Origin of the sequence: Anaerotruncus sp. 80, from assembly GCF_009936115.1 — a bacterium.
GTDB lineage: Bacteria > Bacillota > Clostridia > Peptostreptococcales > Anaerovoracaceae > Senimuribacter > Senimuribacter intestinalis.
Window position 1 is genome coordinate 1 of sequence record NZ_QWES01000001.1, and the last position, 19039, is coordinate 19039.

The window sequence follows — 19039 nt, forward strand, 5'->3', positions numbered from 1 at the left end:
TTGCTTTTTGGTGCTAATATTGCACTTATTTTTGGACTTTTTCAATTACGGTTGACACTAAAATATTCTTTTATGTTCTTTGCGATTGTTTCTGTGATGCCGGGAACCTCTGAAAGCTGTTCCAAGGAGGCTTTTTTGATATTGTCGATGGACTCAAAATGATTCAAAAGCGCATTGCGCCTGGTCGGCCCTACACCACTGATATTATCGAGGACAGAGCGAATCGCATTTTTATTTCTCAGACTTCTGTGATAGTCAATCGCGAAACGGTGCACCTCTTCCTGAATAGTTCCTGCATATTTAAACAGAATAGGTCTTTCCCGAAGTTCCATCTCTCTTCCGTCTTCAAAAACAATCGCTCTGGTTCTGTGGCTGTCATCTTTTGCCATACCCACCACCGGAATATCAAGCCCCAGCGCAAAGAGTACTTTTCTCGCTGCAGTGACCTGTCCCTGTCCGCCGTCCATAAAAATTGCATCAGGAAGCTTTGCAAATGCCGGATCTCCTGCTTTCGCTCGCTTAAATCTTCTATAAATCATTTCCTGAAGACTGCCGTAATCATTAGGGCCTTCAATGGTTTTTATCTTAAACCTTCGGTAATCCCTGCGAATCTGTTTCGTTCCTTCAAAGACCACCATTGCTCCGGCAGAATCCACGCCGTTAGTGTTGGAAATATCATAGGACTCAATCCGATATGCCTTCTTTTCTTCCGGAATATAGCCTGCCTGCCGCATCACATCTGCTACCTGCTGCCGTACTGCCGTCTGCTTTTCTTCGTTGAGCTTTGCCTTCTGTGAAAGTGTCTTAGTCATTTCGATACAATCGCTCTGTGCCATTTTCAGAAGTGCCCGCTTCTCCCCTTTCTGCGGCACAAAAATCCGTACTTTTCTGCCATCCCTGCTCAAAAATTCTTCCAGAAGTTCCTTGTCAGCAGGTTCCTCTTCTACCAATATCTCCGGCGGCACAACAGCCCACTGACTGTAATACTGCTTGATAAATTCCATTACCATTTCACTTCTCGCATCGTTTTCCCCAGTTTGAATCTGAAAGTTTTCTCTGCCGGAAAGTTTACCGTCACGGACAGTAAACAGTACGATAAAAGAATTCTCCTGGTCTTTGACTGGCAGCACCACATCCAAATCCTTATCATGAACCATGGTAACGCGCTGCGTTTCGGAAATTGCCTCAATAGATAAGATATAGTCTCTATATTTGGCGGCTTCTTCAAACTCCAATTTCTCCGAAGCCTCCTGCATTTTCTCCGAAAGACTGCGAAGCAGCGGCTTTTCTTTTCCACCGAGAAACTCAAGCACCTTGTCAATCTGCTGCCTATATTCTGCTTGGCTGATCTTTCCTGCACAGACACCACGACACTGATTGATATGAAAATTCAAACAAGGTCTGTGACTTGCAGGAAACTCTCTGGCGCTGCATCTTTTCAGCGAGTAAATATTGGAGAGCAGCTCAACGATCTGATTCACTGCACCTGCATCACTATAGGGACCAAAATACTTATTGCCGTCCTTTGCGATGATTCGCGTCTTTACAACTCTGGGGAAATCCTCTGTCGTGGTCACCTTTATATAAGGATAGGTCTTGTCATCTCGCAACAGCACATTGTATTTGGGCATATACTTCTTGATTAAATTACACTCTAAAATCAGCGCTTCCATCTCCGTACTACAGGTAATGTATTCAAATTCTGCAATATGAGAAACCAGCGCCCGTACCTTGGGGTTGGTCTTTGCCGCACTCTGAAAGTACTGTCTGACGCGATTTCTCAGAGAAATCGCCTTTCCAACATAAATAACCTGACCCAGTTTATCCTTATGCATATAAACTCCCGGACAATCCGGGAGCTTTTTTAAATTCTCTTTGATATCAAACATGTCAGAACCGCCAATCTCTTTCCTTATGTTCCTGTTCTCTTCGCATTTCCTCTAAAGCGATTTCCATCACCTTCTGCTGGCGCAGTCTTCTCTTGCGACGGCGTGCCCTAGCTCTTGCCGCAGAAATCCAGACATAAGCTACAGCTGCCACAACGATAAAAATGCCGATTAAAACTGCCGCCAAATTGGAAATACCCAGATAAGAAGTGAACCAGCCAGTTTCAATATCTTCTTTGATAATTAAGTCGACCTCATTAACAAGTTCATCACCCACATAGATTTCCAGCTTACCTGCAACAGTTCCAGATTTAACCGGTGCTTCTATATCACTGCGCATAACAGTCTGCGTCGCAACCAATGACTTAGACGCCTCTTTCGGCAAATAAGCATAACCTGTTTCTGCAGTGTAAGCCTCCACACTGGTCTTTTCTCCGTGTTTGATTCTTACCTTGCCTTTTTCTTTGTCCTTGCCAATAACCTTTACACCCTCTACCTTAGCACAGGCATAACGAATCAGTTTTTCTACATCATTGGTCCGTTCTTCTGCCGTATCTCCCAGCACTACAATAAAAAGTTCCAGTCCGTCATTCTGGTAGCCCAAAGCGATACTGCAGTTGTTGGCATCCCAATAGCCTGTCTTTCCACCATAAACGCCTGAATCCTTATCTTTTAAAAAACTGAGATGCGTCTTCAGGTTTCGTTCCTTGCTCTTATTGGTCTTTTTTACAGTGTAGGAAGTACTTCCTGCCGCCTTTCTGATAACATCGTTAGACAATGCGGTCTTAGTTATCAGCATCATGTCGTAGGCTGAAGTGTGATGACCTTTTTGCTTCATACCATTTGGATTCTTAAACTGGGTGTTTTCGCAGCCGATGTTTACAGCCGTCTTATTCATCAGCTTAACAAAATCCTTCATGTTTCCAGATACTGCCTCGCCAAGAGCATAAGCAGCATCATTGCCCGACGGCAGCAGCGCGCCGTAAATCAAATCTTTTACGGTTAAAACCTCTCCTGCTTTTAAATTCATGGAAGCCTCTTTTTGGGAAGCCGCCGCGTGAGAAATAGTTACTTCTTTGTCTAAAGGCAGATTCTGCACTGCGAGAAGCACCGTCATCAGCTTGGTTACACTATACGGAGCAATTTTTTTGTTCATATTCTTAGAATAAACAACTTCTCCTGTATTCTGGCAATATACAATAGCGCCTCCTGCCGTCACATCCGGTTTTTCCACCTGTGCGCCAAAGGCATGCGCTTCTGCAAAAAACAGCAGTATCATGACAATCAGTATAGATAATGTTTTCTTCAATGCATTACTCATAGTTTATCAATTCTCTTTCTCAGCCTGCCATGTCAGTTTTTTGTAGCTGTAATTCAAAATTCTATTGGTCGATGTGTATCTTCCGCCAGTAGTATCTTTCAGCACTACTGCGTAGACCAGTTTTCCTTTCCGCTGACAGGCTGAAACCAGTGACGCATTTTTGCCATCCCAGGTGCCGGTCTTTCCTGCAAAAACTCCAGACTTCGGGTATTTCTTTCCCGCAACCAAATAATTAGTCGTAGATATGTATCTCGCTTTATGTTTATTGGTTTTCGACATTTTATACATTTCCGTGCTGCATGCTGTTCTAATTAAATCTACCTCCATGGCAGCCTTTGCAATCTTTGCCATATCATATGCGGAAGCGTAGTGATCTTTTGCTTTCCATCCATGGGGGTTTGAAAAGTGACTGTCCACACAGCCCAGTTCCTTTGCCTTCTGATTCATAAGCACTGCAAACTTAGCCTTAGATCCAGATACACCATGAGCCAGTGCCACAGCCGCATCATTGCCCGATGGCAAAAGAGCCGCATAAATCAAGTCTTTGACTTTTACCTTTTCTCCGGCCTTTAAATAGGCTGTCGAGCCGCCGGTGTTTGCCGCCCATTTTGTTACGGTCACCGTATCCTTCGGCGATAAATGCTCCAGTGCCACCATACAGGTCAAAAGTTTGGTGGTGCTCAAGGGGTCCCGTCTGATGTGAGGATTTTTAGAATAAATAGTAGTGCCAGTTTCTCCGTCAATGACAATGCCGCTCTTTGCGCTGATCTCGGGTCTTTCCGGTTTTTCCGCGGCGTAAACAGCACTGCCTGTACCTACCGCTGTAAAAAGCAAAGAAAAAGAAAGCAGCACCGCCGCCGCCTTTCGTGCCTTATTTCTCCATAAGTGATTTTTTTGAGTCTCCATCATATACCCACCTTATTAAAATCTTTATCTCTAAATTTATTCTAACATGAATCCATGCGTTTTTGAATAGCGAACTTGCCTTTCTCTATAAAAAAATCAGCGACAGGAATTTCCCACCGCTGACTGCTTCGATAGAATTTTTAATTTTTAAAGAAATAATCCGCAAGCTCAAATCCGTTTTCAAAATAAGTACCTGCTGCGATGCCTGCCTTTTCGTTAAACTGACGACTGCTGTCTTCCGTTTTTTCATTTCTGCTGTCGTAAATTACGTATGGCACCGGCGTAGATGAATGGGTTCTGATTGCAAGAGGCGTTCTATGGTCAGGAACCTCCAGTACTTTGAAATCCTTACCATCAGCACGAAGAGCCGCCACAATCGGCTTCAGCACTTTACTATCGATGTCGGAAAGACACTGAATTTTTCCTTCCATATCCCCCTGGTGTCCGCATTCATCAGGACCTTCCAGATGGACATAGACAAAATCCTTGCCGTCTCTAAATTCTCTGATAGCGGCTTCTGCCTTTCCAGCGAAGTTAGTGTGGAGCGTTCCAGTCGCCCCCGCTACATCAACAGAGTCAAGACCTGCACAGATTGCAATGCCTTTAATCAAATCTACTGCGCTGATAGCAGTCCCTGTAATCTGATATTTATCGTAGAAAGAAGAGAGCTGCGGTTTCTTGCCCTGACCCCAAATCCACAAAGAGTTAGCCGGGTTCAGTCCTTTTTCGATGCGTGCCTTGTTGACTGGATGATCCTTTAATATCTCGTAGCTTTTTCTCATCATCTCTGTCAAAAACTCGCTGCCTACACCTTTCGGCAGATAATCTCCTACCTTCTGATCCAGCACATCATGAGGAGGTGTCAGATCAAAGCCAGTTTCACCGTTATGTACAATCAGACAGTGCCGATAGCTGGTTCCGGTATAAAACAGTTTTTCATCATCAGCAAAAGCCTCATTTACCGCCTGAATCAACTGATCTGCTTCTGCTGTAGTGATATCGCCCGAGCTGTGATCTTTGATGATTAAATCCTCATAAGCGCCTTCGCCGGAAAGCGTAATGATATTCGCTCTGTATGCTACATCAGTATCAGACATCTCAATACCGATGCTGGCAGCTTCTAGTGGTGAGCGACCGGTCAAATAGATCGTAGGATCATAACCCATTACCGCAAGATTGGCGGCATCGCTACCTGGTGCAATACCGGGTGGCACGGTTCTTACCATGCCGATTTCTCCCTTTGCCGCAAGTCCGTCGATAAAAGGCATATTGGCAACTTCCAGCGGCGTCTTTCCGCCCAGTTGCTCAATATTTTCATCGCCTGCCCCATCGGGAACCAAAATTAAATATTTCATCGATTTACTCCTTTTATTTTTAACGCAAAAGACTGTCTCAAAATAGAAACGATACTTGCACCATTTTATCCGAAAACGAGAACAATGGTGCACAAAAACCTATAATTACTGCTAATTCGCTTTCATCTGGAAACTGTAAACATCAAATCCGGAATCGAATTCTCCATAATATTCCATTTCAATCCAGAATTATGGTTCATTTTAAAGCCCATTCAAGAAAATCCGCACCATAAGCCTCTATTTCACCATAAATGATGCAGAATGTCGGTTTTACATTCTAAAAAATGCACCATTTTCGGTATTTTTAAGGAAAATGGTGCAAAAGAAGCAAAACTAATTTTGAAACAGTTCCTTCTGCATACTTTATTTGTTTTCTTCTTCGAACTTCTTCATAAATGCGATGAGCTTATCAACACCTTCCATCGGCATCGCATTATAAATGCTGGCTCTCATACCGCCTACAGTTCTGTGACCGTTCAGGTTTACCATGCCTTCTTCCTTGGCCTGCGCAACAAACTTCTTATCCAGTTCTGCATCACCTGTTACAAATACCACGTTCATCAGGGAGCGGTCTTCCTTCGCTACAGGACCTTTGAACAAGGCGCTACTGTCGATATAGTTATAAAGCTTCTCTGCTTTGGCAACATCCGCCGCGTGCATTGCCGGCACTCCGCCCATCTCTTTGATCAGCTTGAACACTTCACCTGCAATATAAATCGGGAAGCATGGCGGTGTATTATACATGGAATCCTTATCCGCATGAATCTTGTAGTCCAAATAAGTCGGCACTTTCTTATCTGCAAATCCCAGCAGGTCCTCTCTGGCGATGACGATAGTTACGCCTGCAGGCGCCACATTCTTCTGTGCGCCGGCAAAAATCAGTCCAAACTTGCTGACATCAATTTCTTCACTCAAAATACAGCTGGACATATCGGCTACTAGCGGAATATCGCCTGTATCAGGCACCTCATTAAAGTGCGTTCCGTAGATAGTATTATTGTAGCAGACATAGACATAATCTGCATCCGGTCTGATATCGTCTTTCGAGAATTTCGGAATATATGTATAAGTATCTTCTTCTGAACTTGCAATTACGCGAATATCCCCATATTTACAAGCTTCCTGGTATGCTTTCTTTGCCCAGGATCCTGTTACTACGTAGTCAGCCTTTTTAGAGGCTCTAAGCAGGTTTAATGGCACCATTGCAAATTGAAGAGTTCCTCCACCTTGTAAAAACATAACTTTGTAGTTATCAGGGATATTCATGATTTCTCTTAAGTTAGCTTCTGCATCTTCGATGATCTTTCCAAACTCTTTTGAACGGTGACTCATTTCCATTACTGACTGGCCGCAACCTTTATAATCAGCCAAGTTAGCTGCTGCATCCTCGATGACAGAAAGTGGTAACATCGATGGACCAGCGGAAAAGTTAAATACACGATTTGGTTTTGTCATTTCGTCGCCCTCCATTAGTTTTTTGAATTTATCTTACGCAGCCAAAAGCAAAATTTGCACTTAGCCCACATAAGAACGAATATTTTCTTATTATAACACTTTAATCCTTGAAAGTAAAGCGGTAAGGTGTTATAATTTTTCTAAATTAGAAAATACATTAGGAGGTACTTTTACATGTACAAAATTGGAACCTTAAATAAAATATCCCCCGTGGGACTTGCCCACCTTTCTGATAAATATACAGTCTCTGACGATATTTCTGAGGCAAACGGTATTCTGGTAAGAAGTCAGGACATGCACGAGATGCAGCTGCCTGAAAGTCTTTTATCCATTGCAAGAGCAGGTGCGGGTGTCAATAACATTCCCCTTGATAAATGCGCTGACGCAGGTATCGTTGTCTTCAACACGCCAGGTGCTAATGCCAACGCTGTAAAAGAACTGGTGCTAGGCGGATTGTTCCTTGCTGCCAGAAATATTCCTGCAGGCATCGCATGGGCGGGGACCCTGACCGAAAATGTAGGTAAAGCAGTTGAAAAAGGAAAGAGTCAGTTTGCAGGAACTGAAATAAAGGGAAAAACTCTCGGAGTTGTAGGTCTTGGCGCTATCGGCGTGCTGGTTGCTAACGCCGCCGCTGATTTAGGCATGAAAGCAATTGGCTACGACCCATATTTCAGCGTGAAAGCAGCGCACAATTTGTGCTCCTGCATAGAAGTTAAAGAAGATGTCAAAGATCTACTCCCTCTGTGTGATTACATATCCATCCATGTTCCTGCTATGGATTCTACAAAAGGCATGTTCAACAGCGAACTGTTCGCACTGATGAAGGACGGTGCAATCCTGCTCAACTTCTCCAGAGATAAGCTAGTAAACGAAGCTAACCTGCTGACTGCTTTAGAAGCAGGAAAGCTCGGCAAATATGTGACCGACTTCCCAACAGACGGTGTACTGAACAAGGAAAATATTATCTGTCTGCCTCACCTTGGCGCATCTACTGCTGAAGCAGAAGACAACTGTGCAACCATGGCGGTAGAACAGACCATGGATTATATCGAAAATGGAAATATTGTAAACTCAGTAAACTTCCCTGCTGTAAACTTAGGTGCAAAAGCGTGTGCTTGCAGAGTTGCCATTGCAACCAAGGGCGTTGAAAATCCGCTGAAGCTGGCCTCTGATTTACTTGCAAACTATAAAGTTACTGCAATTTCCGGCAATGTTCGCGGCGCATACGGCTACGTACTGGCTAATGTAGCCGAAGCTGTTGCAAATGTTCCTTCTGCTGAAGGGGTAATCAAAATCAGAGTTATCTAATTCGCAAAATTCATTATGAAGATATACTTCAGCCCGGTCATCAGACCGGGCTATTTTATAAGGAGGATTATTTTGAGTAAGAAAAATAGAATATTCAGCATCATCCAAGTTGGAAACAAAGATGATATGCCAAGCCGCGTCTATGACATCTCTCTGGTCAGTGCTGTCATTGCCAATGTCTTTTAGCAATCTTTGAAACCTTTCCCCAGGCAGATCCATACCTGCCCTTCTTAAATATTTTGAAGGAATTACAGTGATTTTTTTCACGGCGGAGAAAAATTGTAAAGTTTACTTGACATATCCTTCTCAATATCGTATACTCTATGTAAAGCTAGCTTTACATGCGGATTCAAAAGGAGTTACTATATGAAAAATCGTCTAGAAGAAATTCGTACGACTAAGGGGATCAAGCAGGATGAACTGGCAAAGGCATTGGAAGTTTCTCGCCAAACTATCAGTTCACTGGAAAACGGGAAATATAATCCCTCTATACTGCTTGCATTTAAAATCGCCAGATACTTTAAGCTGTCTATCGAAGATATCTTTATTTATGAGGAGGAATAAAACTATGCTGTGTAAAATATTGGGGAAAGATAATCCCGTGTTCAATCTTATTTTAATCATTGCCGGTGTCGTTGCTATCGCCTTTGGGATTTGGTATTCCTATATTACCCCAGAGGATGTACATCATCTGCAGATGCTGGCAGGTATGTTCACCGGCATGGGCAGTGCTTTTCTTGCCATCGGTGTCTTGAATACCCTTCGCTGCCACTTTGGCTCTGCCGAAAAGAGGAAACAGCGTGAAATAGAGCGAAACGACGAGAGAAATGTGCAGATTACCCGCTATGCCATGTCCTGGGCTGCCTTTGGTTCTGTTCTTTTCTCTGCAGTTCTCATCTTTGTACTCACTGCACTGAACCATATCCTGCCATCCATGCTGATTCTTGCAGGCGTGTATGTGGAACTGATTATATTTCTCGTTGCATACAAAATCCTTGAAAAGAAGATGTAATGTCCTATTGTGTCGAACCCAGTCTCTTTCTTATGTTGTATGATACAAATCCATGTCAGCAGAACGCAGGAAAACGTTCCAGTCATGGGCTTTTAAAAAGTAGAGAGGCAGATTCCTAAGAATCTGCCTCATATTGCATTTTTGCGTATTTAATTTATTCTACAATTCTTCTCACACAGATAACTGGTCCTGTATAGCTTACGCCGGTTACCGCAACACCCATGCCTTCGTTGACCGCATGGACAACTTGCCCGCCGCCGATATAAATCGCTACATGCCCGTAATAGCAGACCAAGTCTCCCGGCATCGCCGCGCTGAGAGAAACTTCCTTTCCGTAGTTTCTCATTGCACCAGCATCATGCGCCATGGTAATTCCAAAATGCTTATAGACCGCAAGAACAAAGCCTGAGCAATCTGCACCTTGCGTCAGACTGCTGCCGCCGTACACATACGGTGTACCCACAAAGCGAAGCGCATAATTTGCAATTGCAGAACCATTTCCCTGATAAGTTTTACCACCAGTCGGTGCAGCAAGCACACCGGTTCCCTTTACAACAATCCGTTTTTTCGGTTTTTTAATCACTTCCGAGTTGATTTCCTCGGTCTCTGTAACAATGCCATTTTTGGAAGTCACCAGTTCGGTAACCTTTTTCTTACCATAGGTGCCTTCCTGCTTTACAACCGTTGTATTCTTTAAAACTTCTGAAGAAGTTTCTTTGACAGTTCTAAACTTAATCTTTTTTTCCGAAGTAATTTCCTGCGTTACGAAAACGTCTACCATCGGCTTCATCTCATAGAGCCGAATCTCATCTCCCGGATACATCGTAGAAAAGTCATTGTCCTGGTTCATTTCCATGACCTCTTCCACTGTGAAGTCATAGTTCTGCGCAATACTCCAGAGGCTGTCGCCGCTCTTTACAGTATACGTCAGTTTTTCTTTTGTTCCGGAAAGAATATAGTCTACCGCCTCATCCACGTCAGATACTGCTGGTTTTTCTGAAACCTTGTAAGCCTTCATCTCTACAGTCATTTCCGGTGTGCATTCGATGGCTTTTACAATAGCCCCCTCTTGCACATAGTGGTTCTTCACCGCACGAATTACCTGCTTTGCTGCTGATTCAGATGTAAGCACCGCAACTGTGTTTTCGCCAATCTTTACATCCCAGTAATCTTCGCTGGCATTAGCTTTAATTGTGGATGCGCAAAATGCGGCTGAAACAGCGATTGCAAGGATAACTATCCCTGCAATCAAATATTTTTTTGATTTAATTCGTTCTATTAAGCTCATGATTCTCTTTAATCCTTCTCTTGCTCTTAGTCAAGAATGCGTCTTACGCCAATAATCGGACCTGTGTAAGTTGCACTGGTAACTCTGATTCCCAGTCTTTCATTTACTGCGTGAACTGCTTTGCCGTTTCCTGCATAGATAGCAACGTGCCCGGAATAAATCAGGATATCGCCCTTCTTTGCGTTTTTATAAGAAACTGCTTTTCCAACACCAGACTGCCCAGTCCGTGGCAAATCAATGCCAAAGTGCTTATACACAGCATATACAAATCCAGAACAATCAGCTCCGTTTGTCAAGCTAGTCCCACCGTAACGATAAGGATTCCCAACAAACTGCTTCGCATATTCTACAACCTCAGAACCTTCGACAAAATCAAAAGTCTTGCCAGCTTTTGCCGTAACAGAACCCGTACCCTTCAGTACAACCTTGTCCACTGGTTTCTTGATAGTTTGCTTAGAAATCAACTCACTATTTGTTTCCTCGCCATTTACCTTGGTGATTTTTTCCGTCACTGCTTGCTTGCCTTTAACGCCCTTGGTCTTCACCTTCTGTGTTCCCTTGGTCAAAGAACTTGTCTTCTTATAAACAGTGTTATAGTCAATTGACTTCGTAGATATAATTTCTTCCACCGTCGTTACTTCTACATATGGAACCTCTGAATACAGTACCATATACGTGCCCTCTTTGATAGTCTCATCGGTGTCATACTCACCAAAGTTCAAAGACGCCAGCTTCTTCGCAGAAATTCCCTTTTCTTTTGCAATGGATTTCAGCGTATCCCCTTCCTCTGTCTTATAAACGTAATATTCCACCTTACCTTCGCTGAGTTTAGCAATGGCTTCCTCCACATCTATTGTTCTGGCATTGCTGCTGAATGCCGAAAACTCTTCATCAATGTAGGCTGTAATTTTCTTGATTTCAATGATAGGGTCAAACTGTACTTCCAGTACATTGGAGCCCTTGGACAGGTAATAATTCGATAACCCCTCTATTACCTGATTGGCAGATTCTTCAGAATCCACATATAATACTTCTTCATCTCCAATTACGACCGCCCATAACTCGGTTTCAAACTGATCTGCCGCATGAGCCGTACCAGTAAAACCAAATACAACCGTGAACATCATGGACATAATCAATAGAACTGAGGCAGTTGCTTTAAACACCCTTTTGATTTTAGTATTGACTCTCGTCATAGAATGATTTGACATAATACTATTTCCTTTTCATGTTTTTCAATTGTCTCACAGCTATTATCCTACTTTATATGCATCAAAAAGTCAAGTTTTATACGGTTTTTTCACACAATTTTCACAAACAAAAATCGCCATAAACGTTTAAATTTAAACGTTTATGGCGATTTAATATTTCTTAATATTTCTTAAGAATTTACAGTTTTGTATTTCATATTTATTCTCAAAACAGAATAAATAATCACGCATAGTACGATTGCTGCACACACATCTAAAATCGAGTGCTGTTTCACAAAGCAGGTGGCCATACAAATCAGTCCTGCAATCACAGCTGCTGTTACCTTTACCGACATAGATTCAATCGACTTTGTGGTACAAATTCCCATAGCTGCAAAAATAGCACCCTCTGCATGAACGCTGGGCATCACATTTGTATTCGTATCCGCTTCATAAATCAGCCGAACTACCTGCGTCAGAAGATTTTCCCGAGGAAAAGTCTCCGGCCGCAAATCCTGTCCATTAGGAAAAATCAGACAAAATATAATACTTGCAGTAAAGCCGATAATAATGCAATACATGTACAGCTTAAAACCCTGCACATCACGCAATAAAAGCCAAAATCCCGTCACAAACAAAAGCGGATACCACAGGCAGTAAGGTATAATAAACCATTCATTAAATGGTATCAAATCATCTAGAAAGCAGTAGGACACCCAATAGTCCGCCGTCTCCGGCACACACTGCTCCATTAGAAAAAATCCAACCAAATAAACTGGCACATACAAAATTAGCAGCACATGACCGTATTCCTTAATCACAAACCCTCTTTTCATAGCAACCCTCTTACCTCCTCGGCACAATCAACCGAATGGCGCCTTGTATGTTCTTAATCTCAATAGTCTCACAGCCTTCCTGATATTCCCCGTCCAGTGTCCAAGGCATATCTTTGTCCGCAGTAATTTCCAGCTTACCGCTGCTGAAAAAGGACAGCATTGGCGAACTGTAATTCTGTGTAGTCAGTGCTAACAAAATCTGATTTAGTTCTAAAATGTTAGACGGCGCCTTAATGAGAAGTACCTCGAACAGACCATCATTCATATCCACCAAATCATCTGCAAGAGTTAAAAGACCTCCCACAGAAGTGGAATTACAAATTGCACCAAAGAGATAATCACCCCCATAGATGCCCTGCTCCATTTTCAGCCACAACCTGAGAGGCTTAATGGATGGAATATCCTTAATTCCTTCCAAAATATATGCTAAATGTCCCAGCGCATTTTTGATACTTTGCGGCGCTTCGTAGGAAGCTTTGGTAAACGCACCAAATGATGCAACATAGGAGAAATATCTCCCATTAAAACTGCCGATATCAAGTGCTCGTTCCTCGCCTGACACGATGTCTCTTGCCGCCTGCAAAATATCTTTTGATAAGTGAAGGCTGTTTGCAAAATCATTGGTGCTACCAGCTGGAATATATCCAATAGGCTTGTCTGCTCCCGACAGCAGCAGCCCATCTATTACCTCATTGAATGTTCCATCGCCACCAATGCACACGATTAAATCAAAATCAGCCGCTTGTCCTTTTACAATCTCCGTGCCGTCACCTCTTGCCGCAGTCGTCTTTACTACCGTCTCAAAACCTGCCCTACAAAAAATATCAATTATCTCTACAAAATGTTTGTTTGCCTGTTTTGTTCCTGCGCAAGGATTCAAAATCACTAATACCTTTTTCATCAATCCCGTGTTCCTTTCTATCTTTCTATATCAATATACAGCTTAGCTTCCTCCTGTTCCTCAATCGGCCAATTCCATAAAATCTTCTTTACTGCATTTTCGTCCCAGCGAAAATGCCCTGAGACCTTCATACCGTCTGCTGCAAAGAGACGATCTTCCTCTGCCGCAGGATCCTTCCCATGTTGAATCACATAACTTCTTCCCCAAAGATTTCGAAACGGGGATACAATCGCTACATGACTGGATTCAAAGGTCACAATATCCCCCGCCTGCCAAACAATCAGATTATCCACATCTGTACTCAGCACTTTGGAGTTTCGTTCGAAGAACCGTTCCAGCTGCGGAACCAAACGAAAGTCAATATTGGTATCTCTGATAGATATAACGTCTACATAAGCCTTTGGATAGTAGTAAGTATCTGCGTCAACCAAATCTTTAATGGATACATCAATACCCTCAAACGCCTTCCAGACCACATCCGTACAAACACCGATATCATCAGGCGGATAGCCGCCGGCAAAATAAGTATCTTCATATCGCAGTTCTTCATTGCTGATGTAAGCCCTTGCCGCCATAGTAATCATAAATCCCTGCTCTATCTCCTTAGAAGGCGCTAAATCTATTTCGTCCTGCGAAAACAGCACATAAGCAGTCACGCCTAGAGCAACCGCCAGAAACAATGACAGAAATACATAGAATCTCGCTTTTATCTGATATTTTCTTTGTCTCATTGTGCCGTTCCTCCTTTTGTGTCCTTCCATACTTTATTAAACAGAATTCCAAGACAAAGCACCCAAGATAAAAAGTAAAACCAAAACAACAAAGCTACCATGCTCGCCAGGGAACCATAAATAATGTCGTAGTTAACCGTGTAGTCTGCATAATAGGAGTACACGATGGTTACAACCAGCATGCCCACCGCGCCCAAAATACTTCCTGGAAGGATCTCCCGAAACGGCAGTTTTTCGCTTGGCAGAACGTAATAATTATACGAAACCATCAGAAAGTACAGAACCCACGCAAGAGGCCATCTAAGCCAGGTCCATAAGGTATCAATTATGGTTCCTTCAACAAGTTTTCCGAGGAACAGCTGTAAAATCAGTTTCCCATATACCAGAATAATGGCGACAAAAGCAAGAGTAAATACCGTCAGCGCCATAGTTTTCACTGCACGAAACCTCTCGCCCCAAAAACTCCCAGTTGTTCTACCGTCTGAATAGGTATAATTGGTAATTCTCATCATGGAAAACTGAGCCCTGGAAGATGCCCACAGAGCCATAATCACCAGCACAATATTAGCTGTAGTCGCAGGTTTATAATTTAGCAGCCCCCGCAAAGTGTCACCCATACCCGGCGCAACGTATTCTCCTATCCATTCATCCAGAAAATCCAGTGAAATGTCCAAAATACCGAGAAGCTGCGACAAAACGATAATGGTCGGCACCAAAGACAGCATAATATAAAAAGACATCTGTGCTGCAAAGCCCTGATAATAAGGATCGCTAAACTGCTTGATTCCAAGAAGAATCATCTTGATCCATCTATTTTTTAACAACTATATATTCTCCCTTTCTTCAAGCAGCTTTTCAAGCTGCTTAAGCGCCTTCGCTCTGTGACTGATTTGATTTTTTTCCTCCGCTGAAAGCTGCGCAAAAGTTCTCTGATATCCGTCAGGAACAAAGAGGGGATCATAGCCAAATCCGTTTTCACCTACTGGCGCATCAATGATGTGACCTTCGCACTCACCGCGAGCTGCCAGTTGTGTGCCATCTGGATAGACCATCGTAATAACCGATACAAACTTCGCCCTTCTTTCCTTATAGGAAACACCCTCTAAAAGCATCAGCAGTTTCTCATTATTCTTAGTGTCGTTTCCATCCTCACCTGCAAATCTAGCAGAATAGACACCCGGTGCACCGCCAAGATAATCCACCATCAGTCCTGAATCATCTGCAATGGTAATTTTACCGCAAACTTTCATAATTTCATTTGCTTTTTTAAAGGAGTTTTCCTCAAAGGTCTCTCCATCCTCTTCAATTTCAAATTTGGGAATGCCCGCCTCATCTCTCGAAACGATGTTCATACCAAATTTCTTAGTAATTGCTTCAATTTCCATGATTTTGTGCTGATTTCTGGAAGCAGCAATAATGGTTTCCATGATTTTGTCCTTTCTTTTAATTTACGCATGTTTCGCTTCCTGGAAGCTTATCTGTTTAAGATTTCTTTTTGTATCTGGTGTAGCTGGCTACAGCCCTTAGTTGCCAAATCAAGAAGTTCAAGAAGCTGCACTTTCGTAAATGGCGCATCTTCGCCGGTTCCCTGCACTTCGATGAACTCGCCCTTGTCGGTCATAATCACGTTCATATCCACCTGAGCATGAGAATCCTCCTCATAGCAAAGGTCTAAAATACACTCACCATCCACAATACCCACGCTGATGGCAGAAACTGCAGCGCTGACAGGAATTTCCTCAATCAACCCCTGCTCCTTCATCCACTGCATAGCTTGTACCATTGCAATATAGCCTCCTGTAATGGACGCTGTTCTGGTGCCGCCGTCTGCCTGAATGACATCGCAGTCAATCCAAATGGTTCTCTCTCCCAGCTTTTCCATATCCACAACAGAGCGAAGAGACCTTCCGATTAAACGCTGAATCTCCACAGATCTGCCGTCCGCCTTTCCCTTTTCTCTCTTTTTTCTTGTTCCGGTCGAGCCAGGCAGCATGGCGTACTCCGCTGTCACCCAACCTTTTCCTGTTCCCACAAGGTGTTTTGCCGTCGATTCCTCGACACTGGCAGTACAAATCACCTTGGTATTTCCCATCTCTATCAAAACTGAACCCTGTGGACTCATCAGATAATGGTCAGTTACTTTTACTTCTCTTGTCACATCAAATGCTCTATCTGTTCTCATACTTTTTCTCCTTTATAATAAGCCCTTAATTCCGATGATTACCAGAATCACACCGCCTAAAAGACCCGCCTTACTCTCAAAAATATTTCCAAATTTCTTCCCTACTAAGATTGCTCCAAAGACCAGCACACCCGTAATAGATGCAATAAGGCTTACCGTTGGCAAAATTGCTACACTGGCTGCGCAAAAACCTACTCCTACTGCAAAGGCGTCAATGCTGGTCGCCACTGCCTGAAAAAACAAAATTCCTGCAGTCAGTCTTTTTTCATCATACACTTTGGACGGCTCGCTCCGAAAACTTTCCCGAACCATATTGCCGCCAATGGCGCCTAAGATGAGAAAAATCACGATTCCGCTATATTTGGTAATCCATCTGGCAAAGACAGATCCCGCATAGTACCCAAGCAGCGGCATAATCCCCTGAAATATGCCAAATGCCAAAATCATGGCTATGTAATCAGTTTTTCTAAGGGGTTTAAAAATCATGGCGTTAGATATAGATACTGCCACTGCGTCCATGGCAAGACCTACGCCAATCAAAGTAATCTCAATCAGTCCCATACTCTCTCCAAATTTCCAATTTTACCTTATAGTATACCATTTTATGGGTTTTCCCGCAAGTCCTGATGTGGTATACTACTTACAGCTATTAATTATAATATGTAACAAGGAGTTTTCAATACGATGAAATTAACAATTTTAGACGCATATTCTATAAATCCAGGAGATTTATCCTGGGCACCAATCGAAGCGCTGGGTACTTTTTGCACTTATGACAGAAGTTTTCCGGAAGAAATTGTAAATCGCATCAGCGACTGCGATGGTTTCTTCGTCAGCAAATGTCTCATTACCAGAGAAGTTATGGAAAGCTGTCCGAAGCTAAAATTTATCGGAGTCACCGCAACGGGTTACGACAATGTTGATATCAAAGCCGCAAAAGAACTTGGCATAGCTGTATGTCATGTACCTGCATATTCTACAGATGCCGTTGCACAGCATACCTTTGCGCTGATTTTGGAGCTGACCAACAGAGTCGGTAGCTACGACAGTTCCGTACAAGCCGGTCAGTGGTACAAAAGTCCCGATTTTACCTTTATCAAAGAACCGCTGACTCTTTTAGACGGCAAATCACTTGGTATCATCGGCTACGGAAATATCGGAAAGCGGGTTGCCCACATTGCGGAAGCTTTTGGCATGACTGTCAACGTCTACAGCCGTAACAAGGAGGCTGCTCTTAAATCTGATTTTGTTACTTTACACTGTCCTTTGACCGCTGAAAATAAAGGATTTGTCAATAGTAAAATGATTGCCGAAATGAAAGATGGCGCAGTGCTGATTAACACCGCCCGCGGCGCACTGATCAACGAAGAAGATTTAGCGGCGGCACTTCGTTCTGGCAAACTGTCCGCGGCAGCCATAGACGTGATAGACGGCGAACCGCCGAAAGAGCCGCACCCACTCATTGGGCAGCCTAACTGTATTCTGACCCCACACATCGCATGGATGCCAAAGGAGACCAGACAGAAAGTCATCGACATCTGCGCTGCCAACCTGAAGAGTTACTTAGATGGCGGCAGACTGAACAGAATTGTATAATTATATCGAAAACTTTAAAAGCGCTGGCAGCTTTATAACGCCAGCGCTTTTTACTATCTTATCTCCAAATCATATCCTTACAAATCTCATCCAAGGCATACGCCCCGCACATCGCCATGGTGTCAGCGAGTTCCGCCTGCACCTTTGCAACATAGTCCTTTACGGCTTGTCCTTCTCCGCGGTAAACTGCATTGACAAAAGGTCTTGCCAAAAGCACTGCATCTGCGCCAAGAGCCAGCGCCTTAAACACATCTACACCGTCTCGGATTCCGCCATCTACCAGCACTTTCATAGTGCCGCCCACTTCATCAGCAATGGCTTCCAGCACTTCCGCCGTCGCCGGGCACTGATCCAGCACTCTGCCGCCGTGATTAGAAACGATGATAGCAGAAGCGCCTGCTTCCTTTGCCTTGCGTGCCGCTTTCGGCGTCATAATGCCCTTGACGATAAAAGGAATTCCTGCCTCTTCTATAATTTCTCTCATCTCTTCCACAGACTTGCTCCCTGCGGGAGGCTGGAAATTTTTTAGAAATGGAAGCCCTGCTGCGTCAATATCCATAGCCACCGCAAAGGCCCCAGATTCTTTCACCAACCCCATCTTTTCTGCAATCATGGCTTTGTTCCAAGGCTTTACTGTCGGCACACCCAGACCGCCTGCTTCTTTAATAGCAATGCTGGCAGCCTTCATCACCTCCGGGTCCATACCGTCTCCTGTAAAAGCAGCAATGCCGCTTTCCTTACAGGCAGGAACCAGAATGTTGTTATACTCCAAGTCGTTGTACTTGTCGCCGTAGTGCATATTCACTGCCCCGACAGGACCTGCAAAAAATGGCGCAGCAAAAGTTTTTCCAAAGAGAGAAAAGGCTGTGCTGACTTCTCTTTTTTCGGTCAACGTATCCATGTTGATACGAATTTCCTTCCACTTATCGTAATTTCTAATTGCCGTATCGCCGATTCCCTTTGCTCCAGGACCGGGAATTTGGTTCTTACATGCCCTGCCGTTACACTGCGGGCACAGCTTACAATGTCCTTCCATAAGTGCGTTCTCCTTTCCACAATTTATATCTACAAT

The 19039-nt window shown here is 43.5% G+C and carries 19 protein-coding genes; 4 read left to right on the forward strand and 15 right to left on the reverse strand.

Going from position 1 to position 19039, the window contains the following annotated elements; genetic code table 11:
* Window positions 1-41: 41 nt before the first annotated feature.
* The 5 genes from uvrC to serC all read right to left on the reverse strand — a co-directional run bounded on the left by uvrC (window position 42) and on the right by serC (window position 6923).
* Window positions 42-1889 carry an excinuclease ABC subunit UvrC gene (uvrC, locus tag D1155_RS00005; RefSeq protein WP_160200360.1) on the reverse strand — a complete coding sequence of 616 codons (1848 nt, stop codon included), beginning with the start codon at window positions 1887-1889 and terminating at the stop codon, window positions 42-44.
* A 1-nt stretch (window position 1890) separates the two neighbouring features.
* Window positions 1891-3207, reverse strand: coding sequence for a D-alanyl-D-alanine carboxypeptidase family protein (locus D1155_RS00010; protein ID WP_160200361.1), 1317 nt, complete (start codon window positions 3205-3207; stop codon window positions 1891-1893).
* A 6-nt stretch (window positions 3208-3213) separates the two neighbouring features.
* Entirely contained in the window at window positions 3214-4116 is a 903-nt protein-coding gene (locus tag D1155_RS00015) for a serine hydrolase (RefSeq protein WP_160200362.1), read from the reverse strand.
* Between the two features lie 137 nt (window positions 4117-4253).
* A complete protein-coding gene (locus tag D1155_RS00020) occupies window positions 4254-5468 on the reverse strand; it encodes a cofactor-independent phosphoglycerate mutase (RefSeq protein ID WP_160200363.1) in 1215 nt (404 codons plus the stop codon).
* A 363-nt stretch (window positions 5469-5831) separates the two neighbouring features.
* Window positions 5832-6923, reverse strand: coding sequence for a 3-phosphoserine/phosphohydroxythreonine transaminase (serC, locus tag D1155_RS00025; RefSeq protein WP_160200364.1), 1092 nt, complete (start codon window positions 6921-6923; stop codon window positions 5832-5834).
* Between the two features lie 174 nt (window positions 6924-7097).
* Here serC and D1155_RS00030 point away from each other — a divergent pair, with 174 nt between their 5' ends.
* From D1155_RS00030 to D1155_RS00040, 3 genes are all read left to right on the forward strand, one after another.
* On the forward strand, window positions 7098-8231 hold the full coding sequence (locus tag D1155_RS00030; RefSeq protein ID WP_160200365.1) for a 3-phosphoglycerate dehydrogenase: 1134 nt from the start codon (window positions 7098-7100) through the stop codon (window positions 8229-8231).
* Between the two features lie 366 nt (window positions 8232-8597).
* Entirely contained in the window at window positions 8598-8795 is a 198-nt protein-coding gene (locus D1155_RS00035; protein ID WP_160200366.1) for a helix-turn-helix transcriptional regulator, read from the forward strand.
* Between the two features lie 4 nt (window positions 8796-8799).
* Window positions 8800-9243 carry a hypothetical protein gene (locus D1155_RS00040; RefSeq protein WP_160200367.1) on the forward strand — a complete coding sequence of 148 codons (444 nt, stop codon included), beginning with the start codon at window positions 8800-8802 and terminating at the stop codon, window positions 9241-9243.
* A 154-nt stretch (window positions 9244-9397) separates the two neighbouring features.
* Here D1155_RS00040 and D1155_RS00045 read toward each other — a convergent pair whose 3' ends face one another.
* From D1155_RS00045 to D1155_RS00085, 9 genes are all read right to left on the reverse strand, one after another.
* Entirely contained in the window at window positions 9398-10531 is a 1134-nt protein-coding gene (locus tag D1155_RS00045; protein ID WP_160200368.1) for an NlpC/P60 family protein, read from the reverse strand.
* Between the two features lie 26 nt (window positions 10532-10557).
* Entirely contained in the window at window positions 10558-11742 is a 1185-nt protein-coding gene (locus D1155_RS00050; RefSeq protein ID WP_160200369.1) for a G5 domain-containing protein, read from the reverse strand.
* Between the two features lie 170 nt (window positions 11743-11912).
* Window positions 11913-12557 (reverse strand): phosphatidic acid phosphatase, encoded by a 645-nt coding sequence (locus D1155_RS00055; RefSeq protein ID WP_160200370.1) that lies wholly within the window; start codon window positions 12555-12557, stop codon window positions 11913-11915.
* Between the two features lie 10 nt (window positions 12558-12567).
* Complete coding sequence (locus D1155_RS00060; RefSeq protein ID WP_160200371.1) at window positions 12568-13458, reverse strand: diacylglycerol kinase family protein; 891 nt, start codon at window positions 13456-13458, stop codon at window positions 12568-12570.
* 17 nt (window positions 13459-13475) lie between these two features.
* On the reverse strand, window positions 13476-14189 hold the full coding sequence (locus D1155_RS00065) for a DUF1287 domain-containing protein (RefSeq protein WP_160200372.1): 714 nt from the start codon (window positions 14187-14189) through the stop codon (window positions 13476-13478).
* Window positions 14186-15013 (reverse strand): YihY/virulence factor BrkB family protein, encoded by an 828-nt coding sequence (locus D1155_RS00070; protein ID WP_160200373.1) that lies wholly within the window; start codon window positions 15011-15013, stop codon window positions 14186-14188. Before D1155_RS00070 ends, D1155_RS00065 begins: the two co-directional genes overlap by 4 nt.
* Complete coding sequence (locus tag D1155_RS00075; RefSeq protein ID WP_160200374.1) at window positions 15014-15616, reverse strand: XTP/dITP diphosphatase; 603 nt, start codon at window positions 15614-15616, stop codon at window positions 15014-15016.
* Window positions 15617-15663: 47 nt separating this feature from the next.
* Window positions 15664-16371 (reverse strand): ribonuclease PH, encoded by a 708-nt coding sequence (rph, locus tag D1155_RS00080; protein ID WP_160200375.1) that lies wholly within the window; start codon window positions 16369-16371, stop codon window positions 15664-15666.
* Between the two features lie 12 nt (window positions 16372-16383).
* Entirely contained in the window at window positions 16384-16932 is a 549-nt protein-coding gene (locus D1155_RS00085) for a manganese efflux pump MntP family protein (protein ID WP_160200376.1), read from the reverse strand.
* Between the two features lie 123 nt (window positions 16933-17055).
* On the opposite strand from D1155_RS00085, the gene D1155_RS00090 reads away from it, so the two are divergent.
* A complete protein-coding gene (locus D1155_RS00090; RefSeq protein ID WP_160200377.1) occupies window positions 17056-17967 on the forward strand; it encodes a D-2-hydroxyacid dehydrogenase in 912 nt (303 codons plus the stop codon).
* A 58-nt stretch (window positions 17968-18025) separates the two neighbouring features.
* On the opposite strand, the gene D1155_RS00095 is transcribed toward D1155_RS00090, so the two are convergent.
* The gene (locus tag D1155_RS00095) at window positions 18026-19003 is read right to left on the reverse strand and encodes an alpha-hydroxy-acid oxidizing protein (RefSeq protein ID WP_160200378.1); all 978 of its coding nucleotides are present in this window, start codon (window positions 19001-19003) and stop codon (window positions 18026-18028) included.
* Window positions 19004-19039 lie beyond the last annotated feature (36 nt).